This is a genomic window from Ruegeria atlantica, from assembly GCF_947495585.1.
Lineage (GTDB): Bacteria > Pseudomonadota > Alphaproteobacteria > Rhodobacterales > Rhodobacteraceae > Ruegeria > Ruegeria atlantica_G.
The window spans coordinates 343,405-355,567 of record NZ_CANLZK010000001.1 but is presented as its reverse complement, the minus strand read 5'-3'; the positions used below and the strand labels follow the sequence as shown (position 1 = coordinate 355,567).

At 57.6% G+C, this 12,163-nt stretch carries 13 protein-coding genes; 3 read left to right on the top strand and 10 right to left on the bottom strand.

Translation table 11 applies throughout. The features are described from left to right. Positions 1-7: 7 nt before the first annotated feature. Both QMP16_RS01750 and QMP16_RS01745 read left to right on the top strand, forming a co-directional pair. Entirely contained in the window at positions 8-133 is a 126-nt protein-coding gene (locus tag QMP16_RS01750; protein WP_282151000.1) for a hypothetical protein, read from the top strand. After that, positions 134-1,006, top strand: coding sequence for a helix-turn-helix transcriptional regulator (locus tag QMP16_RS01745; RefSeq protein ID WP_282150999.1), 873 nt, complete (start codon positions 134-136; stop codon positions 1,004-1,006). 4 nt (positions 1,007-1,010) lie between these two features. Here QMP16_RS01745 and QMP16_RS01740 read toward each other — a convergent pair whose 3' ends face one another. The 9 genes from QMP16_RS01740 to QMP16_RS01700 all read right to left on the bottom strand — a co-directional run bounded on the left by QMP16_RS01740 (position 1,011) and on the right by QMP16_RS01700 (position 9,900). Beyond that, complete coding sequence (locus tag QMP16_RS01740) at positions 1,011-1,826, bottom strand: substrate-binding domain-containing protein (RefSeq protein ID WP_282150998.1); 816 nt, start codon at positions 1,824-1,826, stop codon at positions 1,011-1,013. A 20-nt stretch (positions 1,827-1,846) separates the two neighbouring features. After that, positions 1,847-2,581 carry an ATP-binding cassette domain-containing protein gene (locus tag QMP16_RS01735; protein WP_282150997.1) on the bottom strand — a complete coding sequence of 245 codons (735 nt, stop codon included), beginning with the start codon at positions 2,579-2,581 and terminating at the stop codon, positions 1,847-1,849. After that, positions 2,574-3,287, bottom strand: coding sequence for an ABC transporter permease (locus QMP16_RS01730; RefSeq protein WP_282150996.1), 714 nt, complete (start codon positions 3,285-3,287; stop codon positions 2,574-2,576). The genes QMP16_RS01735 and QMP16_RS01730 overlap by 8 nt, the downstream gene beginning before the upstream one ends. Before the next feature lie 153 nt (positions 3,288-3,440). Beyond that, positions 3,441-4,430 (bottom strand): ABC transporter substrate-binding protein, encoded by a 990-nt coding sequence (locus tag QMP16_RS01725; RefSeq protein WP_282150995.1) that lies wholly within the window; start codon positions 4,428-4,430, stop codon positions 3,441-3,443. 56 nt (positions 4,431-4,486) lie between these two features. Beyond that, positions 4,487-5,332 (bottom strand): ABC transporter permease, encoded by an 846-nt coding sequence (locus QMP16_RS01720; RefSeq protein WP_058277688.1) that lies wholly within the window; start codon positions 5,330-5,332, stop codon positions 4,487-4,489. Then, entirely contained in the window at positions 5,329-6,258 is a 930-nt protein-coding gene (locus QMP16_RS01715) for an ABC transporter permease (RefSeq protein WP_058277687.1), read from the bottom strand. The genes QMP16_RS01720 and QMP16_RS01715 overlap by 4 nt, the downstream gene beginning before the upstream one ends. Further along, positions 6,251-7,048 carry an ABC transporter ATP-binding protein gene (locus QMP16_RS01710; RefSeq protein ID WP_282150994.1) on the bottom strand — a complete coding sequence of 266 codons (798 nt, stop codon included), beginning with the start codon at positions 7,046-7,048 and terminating at the stop codon, positions 6,251-6,253. Before QMP16_RS01710 ends, QMP16_RS01715 begins: the two co-directional genes overlap by 8 nt. A gap of 55 nt (positions 7,049-7,103) precedes the next feature. After that, a complete protein-coding gene (gene hydA, locus QMP16_RS01705) occupies positions 7,104-8,558 on the bottom strand; it encodes a dihydropyrimidinase (RefSeq protein ID WP_282150993.1) in 1,455 nt (484 codons plus the stop codon). A gap of 91 nt (positions 8,559-8,649) precedes the next feature. Continuing rightward, positions 8,650-9,900 (bottom strand): Zn-dependent hydrolase, encoded by a 1,251-nt coding sequence (locus tag QMP16_RS01700; RefSeq protein ID WP_282150992.1) that lies wholly within the window; start codon positions 9,898-9,900, stop codon positions 8,650-8,652. Between the two features lie 171 nt (positions 9,901-10,071). Here QMP16_RS01700 and QMP16_RS01695 point away from each other — a divergent pair, with 171 nt between their 5' ends. Continuing rightward, on the top strand, positions 10,072-10,680 hold the full coding sequence (locus QMP16_RS01695) for a TetR family transcriptional regulator C-terminal domain-containing protein (protein WP_282150991.1): 609 nt from the start codon (positions 10,072-10,074) through the stop codon (positions 10,678-10,680). Between the two features lie 30 nt (positions 10,681-10,710). Here the strand turns inward: QMP16_RS01695 and QMP16_RS01690 are convergent, their stop codons facing one another. After that, positions 10,711-12,141 (bottom strand): NAD-dependent succinate-semialdehyde dehydrogenase, encoded by a 1,431-nt coding sequence (locus QMP16_RS01690; RefSeq protein WP_282150990.1) that lies wholly within the window; start codon positions 12,139-12,141, stop codon positions 10,711-10,713. Positions 12,142-12,163: the final 22 nt, after the last annotated feature.

Here is a 12,163-nt window from a genome sequence, read left to right as displayed (position 1 = left end):
GGAGACTATGAAAGCCTTTCTTGCCGCTGTCGCTGCCATGGTGGTGATCACAGTCGCTGCGCCCTTTGCACTGCAACAGATCGGTTTCAGTGCTGCGGATGCCGGCTCCAGCTCGGCTGTGCGTCTCGACTGAATGTCCGAATATCTGACCACCAAGGAACTGGCCGATCTGCTGCGCATTGGCGAGCGGAAGGCCTATGATCTTGCCTCATCGGGTGAGGTGCCTTGCGTGCGTGCCATGGGCAAACTGCTGTTCCCGCGGGCCGAGGTGATCGCCTGGCTCAACGCATCACGATCCGGTCCGCAAGTGGCCGAACCGCCCCTGCCCCCGATTGTGGCTGGCAGTCACGATCCGCTGCTGGACTGGGCGCTGCGCGAAAGCGGCTCGGGTCTGGCGACATATTATGATGGCTCATTCGACGGCCTGACCCGCCTGAAAGACCGCAACGCGCAGGCGGCTGCGCTGCATATTCATGAGGATGGCGGGTTCAACACCCAGACCCTGAAAGACGCTTTGGGTGAGGCTCCGGTCGTTCTGTTCGAAATCGCGCAGCGCCAGCGTGGGTTGCTGCTGGCACCGGACGCGTCGGATATTCAGGGTTTTGCGCAGCTAAAAGGCCGTCGTGTCATCTTGCGTCAGGACAGCGCGGCCAGCCAACGGTTGTTCGACGCACAGCTTGAGGCCCACGAAATAACCCGCAACGATCTGGAAACTCTGCCCACCTGCGCCCGCACAGAAGAAGAGTTGGCCATTGCCCTGCATGACAACAAGGCCGAGGTCGGGTTCGGACTAGGCGCATTGGCTGGGCTGTACGATCTGGGGTTTGTTCCTACGCATACCGAACGCCTGGACCTGGCGATTTGGCGTCGGGCCTATTTTGATGACCCGATGCTGAAGTTGCTCAGCTTTGTGCAGTCCGAGCGGTTCCTGACCCGCGCCAATGAGTTTGGTGGTTACGACCTGTCCGGTCTGGGAACGATCCACCACAATGGCGCCAGCGGGTGATCCCCTATTTCGCGTTCGGAAAGAACAGCTGCTGACCATTCAACTCAAAGGCCTCGATGGCTGCCTGCCCGTCCGGGCCGATCAGCCAATCAACAAACCGCTGCCCTGCCGCCGCCCTTACACCCGCATGTTTTTCGGGGTTCACCAGAATAACGCCGTATTGGTTGAACAAGCGCGGATCACCTTCGACCAACACTTCAAGGTTTCCACGGTTGCCGAAGGATTCCCACGTCGCACGATCCGTCAGGGTATAGGCATCCATGCCACTGGCCACGTTCAACGTCGCGCCCATGCCTGAACCGGTTTCCCGGTACCACGTACCCGATTCCGCAGCCGGATCTACTTCGGCGTCGTTCCAGTGGCGCATTTCGGCCTTATGCGTTCCGCTGTCGTCCCCGCGTGATGCAAAGGGAACTTCGGCCTCAGATACCGCGGTCAAAGCGGCCACGATATCCGATCCGCCCTTCACCTTGGCCGGGTCTGATTTCGGACCGACAAGAACGAAGTCATTATACATCACGTCAAATCGTTCAACGCCCCAGCCGTCTTCGACAAACTGCTCTTCGTCCGCCTTTGCATGGACCAACAGAACGTCACCATCCCCATTGATTGCATTACGGATCGCCTGCCCGGTGCCCACAGCAACAACGCGCACGTCGATCCCGGTTTCCGCCTCGAACCAAGGAAGGATGTAATCCAACAGTCCCGAATTTTGGGTCGAGGTCGTTGATTGCACCACGATAAATGGTTCTTCGGCTAAGGCCGGACCTGTAAACAAGCCAAGTGAAACCAATGCTGCCCGAATGAAATTCCGGATCATTCTAAACTCCAGATTTTTTGTTATGTCACCAATCCGCCTGCAAGATACCTGCGCGAGGCATCACTTTTGGGATCGTCCAATACCTGACGCGCATCGCCATGTTCAACCACATGACCGCCCTGCATCATGACGACATCCGATGCCAGCCGGCGCGCCTGACCGATGTCATGGGTCACCATGACAATGCGCACCCCCCCTTCTGATGCGCGCAGGATCATCCGCTCAATCACCTGAGTGGCGCCGGGGTCCAGTGCGCTGGTCGGTTCGTCCAGAAACAAGGTATCCGGGTCCAGCGCCAGCGCGCGCAGGATGGCCAGCCGCTGCGCCTCACCTCCCGACAGCGATCTGGCCGCTTGCCGTGCTTTGCCTTCAAGCCCGCCTTGGGTCAGCAAATCAGCAATACGCGTCTTGCGAGCAACGCGCTGCAGGCCCTGCCGTTTGAGGACAAAATCCAGATTGGCTGCGACGGACCGGCGCAGCAAGACGGGTTGCTGAAACACCATCGCCTGCCGGGCCTTGTGATCAGCATTCAAAGGAACTCCATCTTGCTCCACGTACCCTTTGTCCGGCGCAATCAGCCCATGCAGGCACCGCAGCAACAGGCTTTTGCCCGCGCCGTTCGGTCCAAGGATCAAGGTCGGCCCCGGCCCGTTCAATGTCAGGTGCGGAACGTCCAGCAATGCGGTGCCATTACGCGCAATCTGCAATCCGTTAACGGTGATGCGCCGCGCCATTTCCGAGACCAGATCACGCATGACGCAACCCCTCTCTTTCAGCCCGCAGGCTAAGCGTGCTGACCATGGCGTTCACCGCTATGGCAATACCGATCAGGATCGCGCCGAGCGCCAGGGCCAGCGCAAGATTTCCCTTGGACGTTTCCAGCGCGATGGTCGTCGTCATCACCCGCGTCACGTGATTGATGTTTCCGCCAACGATTATGACCGCCCCAACTTCGGCAATGGCGCGGCCAAATCCGGCCAGCAAGGCCGTGACCAGCGCCAAACGCGCATCCCACAGAAGTACTGGCACAGACGCCAGCCGCGACACGCCCAAGGATCGGAGCTGTTCCGAGTATTCCTCGGCCAGCATCTCGACCACCTGCCGCGTCAACGCAGCGACGATGGGCGTCACCAAAACAACCTGCGCGATGATCATCGCGGTCGGTGTGTAGAGCAGTTCAAGCACACCTAAAGGCCCGGATCGTGACAACATCAGATAAACCAGCAAGCCTACGACCACCGGCGGGAACCCCATCAGCGCGTTCATAAGAATGATCAAAACCCGCCGCCCCGGAAAGCGTGCAACGGCCAGCGCAGCGCCAACAGGCATGCCAATCAGTGCAGAAATCAGGACGGCAAAAACGGAAACTTTCAGGGAAAGCAGCACAATCGCCCAAAGCTCTGGATCCCCATTCAGGATCAGAGTGAACGCTGCATTGAATTCCGATGCAAATCCCTGCATTTTCTTCGGACTATCGCCAGTTTCGTATGAAATGCGCTGTTATTCATAGAATTCTACGCCATTTCGATCTCAAGTACAGACACATTTCCGACATAAGAAACAGGAAACGCGGCCCCGTTTGGGACCGCGCCTTTTCAGTCAGTGCGAAGCGGATCAGTTCAGAGCCGCATCCGTGATCTGGTGCGTCCAAGCGCCGTCTGGCTGCTTGGTGATCACAGGATCGGAACCGCCCGCCAGCAAGGTGGCAACGGTGCGCTCAAAATCGGCAGGGTCCAGCGAACCGTTCGAACCTGAGGTCAGCTTGGCGATCTCGCCCATCATGCGTTTCTGATGCTCTTCGGTCTGGGCGCCGGTCTCATCGTTTTCCAGCACGATATCGGCCGCCTCATCCGGATTTTCTTCGGCGTATTTCCAACCCTTCATCGAGGCGCGAACGAAGCGTTCCATCTTGTCGACAAACGCTGCGTCCCCAAGGTTCTCCTCCAGAACATACAGGCCGTCCTCCAATGTCGCGACACCCTGATCTTCGTACTTGAAGGTCACCAGCTCATCCGGGTTGACGCCGGAATCGATGACCTGCCAATATTCGTTATAGGTCATGGTGCTGATGCAATCGGCCTGACGCTGCAGCAGCGGGTCGACGTTGAAGCCTTGCTTCAGAACTTCCACACCGCTTTCGCTTTTGCCTCCCGTGTCGATGCCCAGTTGGCTCATCCAGCTCATGAATGGGAACTCGTTGCCAAAAAACCAAACGCCCAGCGTGCGGTTCTTAAGGTCTTCGGGTGCCTCGATCCCGGCATCTTTCCAGCAGGTCAGCATCATACCCGAGCTTTTGAACGGCTGCGCGATATTGACCAGAGGCAAACCCTTTTCGCGTGCAGCCAGCGCGGCAGGCATCCATTCAACGGTCACGTCAGCGCCGCCACCTGCGATCACCTGCGTCGGTGCAATGTCTGGTCCGCCGGGCAGAATAGTGACGTCCAGCCCCTCTTCCTCGTAGAACCCCTTGTCCTTGGCAACATAGTAGCCCGCGAACTGAGCTTGCGTGACCCACTTCAGTTGCAATGTCACCTCATCCGCAGCGAAAGCCGAACTGGCGGCCAGACTAAAGGCGGCTATCGCCCCGCTGAGTAGCTTATTCATCTTCATATCTCCTAGTTGCTGTTGGTGCCCCTTTTGGGGTCTGTTGAATTATTGTTTTATCCACGTTGCGACGGGTGCCAGAAGGTCACCGCCTTTTCGATCATTGCGACAAGACCATAAAATGCGGTCCCGGCCAAAGCGGCCACCACAATCTCGGCCCAGACCATGTCCAGCGATAATTGCCCCACGCTGGTGGATATCCGAAAGCCCATGCCTAGCGTGGGCGAGCCAAAGAACTCTGCCACGATAGCGCCGATCAACGCCAGGGTGGTAGAAATCTTTAAGCCGTTGAAGATAAAGGGCATCGCGGCGGGCAATCGCAACTTCAAGAAGCTCTGCCAATAGGTGGCCGCATAGGTCTCCATCAGGTCGCGCTGCATTGCCGTGGCCTCACGCAGACCAGCCACGGTGTTGACCAGCATTGGGAAGAACACCATCACCACGACAACGGCGGCTTTGGAGTGCCAGTCGAACCCAAACCACATCACAAGAATGGGTGCGGTCCCGACAATTGGCAGCGCTGCGACAAAGTTCCCAACGGGCAGCAACCCAAGTCGGAGGAAATCCCAGCGATCCACCGCAATTGCCATCAGGAATGCGGCGAAGCACCCAATGATGTACCCGCTGAACGCGCCTTTGATGATGGTTTGAACGAAATCCTCCCACAGGATCGGCAGGCTGTTGGCAAAGCGCACCGCAATTACGGATGGCGCCGGCAGTATGACCAAAGACACGTCTAGGCCTCTGACCAGCAGCTCCCATATGACAATAATCGTTACGCCAAATATGAACGGAGCCAGAAATCGCACCATGCGCGTGTCCGCATAAGGCCCGCTGGCCAGACGACTATTCAGCCACCAACCCAGGACCCAAACGACGATTGCAAACAGCACTAGTATCATTGCGCCATCCCCATTCTTTTCAGGACCTTCCGTTCTACAAGCCCCAGCAACCCGACCAGGCAAGCCGCCAGAATGGCCGCTGCAAACAAGGCAGACCAGATCTGCACGGTTTGTCCATAGTAGCTGCCTGCCAGTAGACGCGCACCCAAACCGGCCACCGCCCCTGTTGGCAATTCACCAACGATGGCACCGACCAGCGAAGCCGCAATGCCGATCTTCAGCGACGTAAACAGATACGGCATCGATGCGGGCAAGCGCAGCTTCCAGAACCCCTGCGACCGGCTGGCGCTGTAAGTGCGCAGCAGGTCCAGTTGCATTGCATCTGGGCTGCGAAGCCCTTTGACCATACCAACAACCACAGGGAAGAAACTCAAATAGGCCGAGATTACCGCCTTGGGGATGATCCCCTGAATGCCCACCGAGTACAGCACCACGATAATCATTGGCGCCAAAGCGATGATGGGAATCGTCTGGCTGACGATGGCCCATGGCATCACCGACAGGTCCATGACGCGGCTGTGCACTATCCCGACAGCCAGCAGAATGCCCAATCCAGTACCGATCACAAAGCCCAGCATCGTTGCGCTCAGCGTGACCCATCCGTGATAGATAAGCGATCGCTTCGAGGTAATTTTTTTCTGTACAGTGGTCTCCCACATCTCGACGGCGACCTGATGCGGCGCCGGCAGGCGGGGCCGGTCCTGCTCCCACGTGGCGGGGATGGCAAAGCTGTTATTCAACACCAGTCCGAATTCGGACATATCTCGACGATCTTTAGCCGATGGTGGCTGAACTTCGGCCCCTGCACGCTCCTGTTCCGTCAAAACACCTTTGATGTTCATTGGAATGCAGGCCGCATACCAAAAGACAACGATCACCGCTAGGACGGTCAGAACTGCCCAAAAAGCTTTGAACCCATCATTCATCTTCCGCATGCCCCGCCCGTAGACCCTCGCGCACACGATGAGCCACTTCGATGAACTCAGGCGTGTCGCGGATGTCCAATGGACGTTCCTTCGGCAACGGGCTGTCGATCACATCCGTTATTCGCCCCGGTCGCGGGCTCATCACCACGATTTTGGTGCTCAGATACACTGCCTCGGGGATCGAGTGCGTGACGAAACCGATGGTTTTTTCTGTGCGCGCCCATAGCGCCAAAAGCTGTTCGTTCAGGTGATCGCGCACGATCTCGTCCAGCGCCCCAAAGGGTTCGTCCATTAGCAGGATATCAGCGTCAAATGCCAGCGCACGCGCAATGCTGGCGCGTTGCTGCATACCGCCGGACAGTTGCCACGGAAATTTGCCGCCAAACCCTTCAAGATCAACAAGTTCAAGAACGTTTCTCACACGTTCATCTTGCTCAGTGGCCGAATACCCCATGATCTCAAGCGGTAGCTTGATGTTCTTAGCGATGGTGCGCCAGGGATACAGGCCCGCCGCTTGAAACACGTAGCCATAGGCCCGGTTCCGCCGCGCCTCATCCGGGGTCATGCCATTGACCGTCAGGGTTCCTCCGGTCGGTGTTTCAAGCGCAGCGATACATCGCAAAAAGGTGGTTTTTCCGCAGCCTGAGGGACCGATGAAGCTGACGAAGTCACCCTTGTCGACCGTCAGATTTACGTCTTTCAGCGCGTGAATTGGCCCGTCATTGGTTTGGAAGGTCAGATCCAGCTGCCTTGCCTCGATAACCGGCTGGGTAGTGCTTTCAGTATTCATTCCATAGCCTTGAAAAGATTTGATTTTGGGCCGCATGAATTGCGGCCCGCACGCATCATACGCCCGTCGCCGGGATGCCCGTCCGTTCAACCGGCCGAGGCGCGGTCAGCTCTTTCCAGGTGCTTAGCGCTTTGTTCACAGTGGTATTGGCTTCACGTGCAACAAAATCGCCGTGGCCTTCCTGCGTGCGGATTTCCCCATCATGCACAGCCACATGCCCTCGCGTAAGGGTAAAGCGCGGCAGGCCTTTAACCTCTTTGCCCTCGAATACATTGTAGTCGATCGAGGATTGCTGCGCATCGGCACTGATCGTCTTGGACTTTTCAGGATCCCAAACCACCAGATCCGCATCAGCGCCAACCAGAACGGCTCCTTTTTTCGGGTAACAATTCAATATCTTGGCGATATTCGTTGAAGTCACCGCGACGTATTCATTCGGTGTCAAACGCCCGGTGTTTACCCCATGAGTCCACAGCATCGGCATCCGATCTTCAAGCCCGCCGGTGCCGTTGGGGATCTTGGTAAAGTCGCCCACACCATAGCGCTTTTGTTCGGTGGTAAAGGCACAATGGTCTGTTGCCACAACGCTCAACGATCCCGATTGCAGACCGTTCCACAAGCTGTCCTGGTGCTGCTTGTTCCGGAACGGAGGGCTCATAACCCGACGTGCCGCATGATCCCAATCCTGGTTGAAATACTCGCTCTCATCCAACGTCAGGTGTTGAATAAGGGGTTCGCCCCAGACCCGCTTGCCCTGCAATTTGGCCCGCCGGATCGCCTCATGCGCATCCTCGCAGGACGTATGCACCACATAAAGCGGCACGCCCGCCATATCGGCAATCATGATCGCACGGTTGGTCGCCTCGCCTTCAACCTGCGGCGGGCGGGAATAGGCGTGCGCCTCTGGGCCGTTGTTGCCCTCGGCCAGTAGTTTGGCACTGAGTTCCGCCACCACATCACCGTTTTCGGCGTGAACCATCGCGATGCCGCCCAACTCTGCCAGACGCTTGAACGAAGAGAACAACTCGTCATCATTCACCATCAATGCGCCTTTGTAGGCCATGAAGTGCTTGAACGTGTTGATACCGCGTGTCTCGATCACCGTTTTGATGTCATCGAACACCTGCTCGCCCCACCAGGTCACGGCCATGTGGAAGGAGTAGTCACAGTTGGCACGGGTGGATTTGTTGTCCCAACGCTTCAACGCGTCCAACAGGCTTTCACCCGGGTTCGGCAGCGCGAAATCAACGACCATCGTGGTTCCACCCGCCAGCGCAGCCCGCGTACCGCTTTCGAAATCATCGCTGGAATAAGTGCCCATAAACGGCATCTCCAGATGGGTATGCGGATCAATCCCACCCGGCATGACGTAACATCCCGTGGCGTCCAATTCCTTGTCACCCTTCAGATCCATCCCGATCTCTGTGATGACGCCATCTTCGACCATGACATCCGCCTTGTAAGACAAGTCGGCGGTCACAACGGTTCCGTTCTTGATAACAGTGCTCATTCTAATCTCCCTGACGCGGTCTGCGCCGCTTGCTTGATCTGGCCAATATATCCCGTGGGAGTCGCCCATCAGGCGACGGGGGCAGCGCCCCTTATTCCACAATCTCGGCCGTTTCGACGACCGCATGAAACAGAACATCCGCCCCGGCTGCGGCCCAATCCTTGCTGATCTCTTCCGCCTCGTTGTGGCTCAACCCGTCAACGCAAGGGCACATGACCATGGCCGTCGGGGCCACCCGGTTGATCCAACAGGCATCGTGCCCCGCCCCTGAGATGATATCGGTGTGCGAATATCCCAGCCGCTCTGCTGCGCCCCGTACAGCCGCGACACAGCTGTCATCGAACTTCACTGGATCAAACCCACCAACTTTCTCGAATTCGATCTGCAGGCCCATCTCTTCCACGATATCTTCGGCCGCAACGCGCAAACGGTTTTCCATATCTGTGATGACCGCCAAATCCGGCGAGCGGAAATCGACCGTGAACACCGCCTTGCCGGGAATCACGTTGCGAGAATTCGGGAACACGTCAATATGCCCTACAGCACCAACGGCATGGGGCGCATGAGACCACGCGATCTCATCCACTTTCTCAAGGATACGCCCCATCGCCAGACCCGCGTTTTTGCGCATCGGCATCGGAGTAGATCCAGTATGTGCGTCTTTGCCTGTCACGGTGATCTGCGTCCAGCTCAGCCCCTGCCCGTGCGTCACAACGCCGATATCCTTGCCCTCGGCCTCAAGGATCGGCCCCTGTTCGATGTGCAGTTCAAAGAAGGCATGCATTTTGCGGGCACCGACTTCTTCGTCTCCCCGCCAGCCAATGCGCTTTAGCTCATCGCCGAACGTCTTGCCCTCGGCATCCTCGCGGTCATAGGCCCAGTCTTGCGTGTGCATCCCGGCGAACACCCCTGAGGAAAGCATCGCTGGTGCATAACGTGTGCCCTCTTCGTTGGTCCAGTTGGTCGCAACGATCGGGTGTTTGGTCTTGATGCCCAAATCGTTGAGCGTGCGGATAATCTCCAGCCCACCCAATACGCCCAACACGCCGTCATACTTGCCGCCGGTTGGTTGGGTGTCCAGATGCGAGCCGACATAGACCGGCAACGCATCTGGATCAGTCCCTTCGCGACGGGCAAACATATTGCCCATCTGATCCAAACCCATGGTGCAACCGGCGTCTTCGCACCACTTTTGAAACAAAGCGCGCCCTTCTGCGTCTTCATCCGTCAGGGTTTGGCGGTTGTTGCCGCCCGCAACACCGGGGCCGATCTTGGCCATCTCCATCAGGCTGTCCCAAAGTCTGTCGCCATTGATCCTGAGGTTTTGCGCCGGAGCTGCCATCTTGTTCTTCCCTGTTGCTTGCGATTTGGCTCGCTTTTGGTGTCTTGATTTGACCATCTGGTCAAACTCACGCTATCACGGGTTCGACATCAGTCAAGAAATTGCATGGTGCCGCCGGAAAATTCGGCATATTTGGTGCCCGCTTGGCGGAAAAAGAGACAGTCAGGAAACATGCCCAAAGACCGCGCCCCGACCCGAATTCAGAAAAAGAACCGCGCAGCGATTCTCGAAGCCGCACTGAACGTGTTTTCGGCGCATGGTTTCCGTGGGGCGACCGTAGATCAAATCGCCACCGAGGCCGGGCTGAGCAAACCGAACCTGTTGTATTATTTCCCGTCGAAAGAGGCGATCCACACCGCATTGCTGTCCGGTCTGTTAGAGATCTGGCTGGCCCCCCTGCATGATCTGGACGCGGATGGCGACCCGATGGAAGAAATCCTCGCCTATATCCGCCGCAAGCTGGAAATGAGCCGAGACCTGCCGCGCGAAAGCCGTTTGTTTGCGAACGAGCTGGTTCAGGGCGCTCCGCGTATCCACGAATCTCTGTCGCATGACCTCAAATCTCTGGTGGATGAGAAAACGGAAATACTGACGCAGTGGATGGATCAGGGCAAAATCGCGCGCCTGCACCCTTATCACCTGATATTTTCAATCTGGGCGCTGACACAGCACTACGCCGACTTCGACGTTCAGGTCCGCGCAATTCTGGGCGACGAAGACCCGTTTGAAGGGGCCGAGCCGTTTATCGACACGCTCTACCGGAAACTTCTGACGCCGTAATCGGCGCGACTTTATCTGACGCGCCTTTGCTCAGGTGATGTCGGCGGAATGCCATACGTTTTTTACGATCATGTAGTTGTCCAGCCCCTCGGTGCCGCCTTCGCGACCATATCCGCTGGATTTCACGCCCCCAAAGGGCGTCTCAGGCATGGATGCCTCAAGCGTGTTGATAGACAGGTTTCCAACCTCGACCTCGTCAATCAATCGATCAATATAGTCCGCGCGATTTGTGAACGCGTAACCGGCCAGCCCATAGGGCACTGAGTTTGCTTTGCCGATTGCGTCGTCCAGTGAGGACACTGGATTGATCACAGCCACCGGACCAAAAGGTTCCTCCTGCATGATCCGGGCGTTGTCGGGCACGTTCAGCAGGACGGTGGGCTGAAAGAAGTACCCTTTGTCGCCATGTTTGGCGCCACCCGTGGCAACCGTCGCACCCTTTTCACGGGCGTCTTCCACCAATTCGGTCAGTGCAGGCACCCGCCGGTCATTTGCCAAAGGCCCCATTTCCACATTTTGGTCCATTCCGTTTCCGACAATAGTTGCCGCAGCGCGTTCAACGAAAGTTGTGGCGTAATCGTCAAAGATGCTCTCATGCGCAAAAAACCTTGTAGGCGATGTGCACACCTGCCCGGCATTGCGCATCTTTCGGACTGCGCTTGAGATCCCGGCCGCTTTCACATCTGTGTCTTCGCAGACAATTACTGGCGCGTGGCCACCAAGTTCCATCAGCACCGATGTCATGTGTTCCGAGGCCAAGGTGGTCAGATGCCGCCCCACAGCGGTTGAGCCGGTGAAAGCCACGAGCCTGACCGGATCCTGCGGGATGAGGTGGCCTGAGATTTCTGCCGGCTCTCCGAACACCAGGTTCAGGACGCCTGCAGGAAGACCGGCATCTTCAAAGGCTTTTGCAATATGTATTGCCCCCGCTGGCGTTTCCTCGGCCGCTTTCAGGATGATCGAGCAGCCCGAGGCCAGCGCGCCAGCGATTTTGCGTGCTGGTTGGCTCATCGGGAAGTTCCAGGGTGAAAAGGCCGCGACGACACCGATAGGCTGGTGATGAATGGAGAACTTGTGACCCGGAGCCGCAGGGATGACCCGCCCATAGGTCCGCATCGCCTCGCCCGCGTCCCATTCAAAGAACTCTGCCCCTCGGATAACCTCAAGCCTGGCCTGCTTCAGCGGCTTGCCGTGTTCCATGGTGATAGCATTGGCAATCTCTTCCTGACGTTCCCGCATCAGCGCAGCAGCGCGCAGGATTGTGTCGGAACGTTCGCGCGGTGAGGTGCGGCTCCATACGCGAAACCCTCGGACTGCGGCCTCCAGAGCGTCATCCAGATCCTGCTTCGACGCGCAGGGAAGACGCCCGATTTCGCCCTCGGTCGCGGGATTCACGACCGGTATGTCCCGGTTGGCTGTGCGCCACTTGCCTGCGATGAACAGCTTAAGCTCAGGATACATGAAACCGGTGCCTCCGACTTTG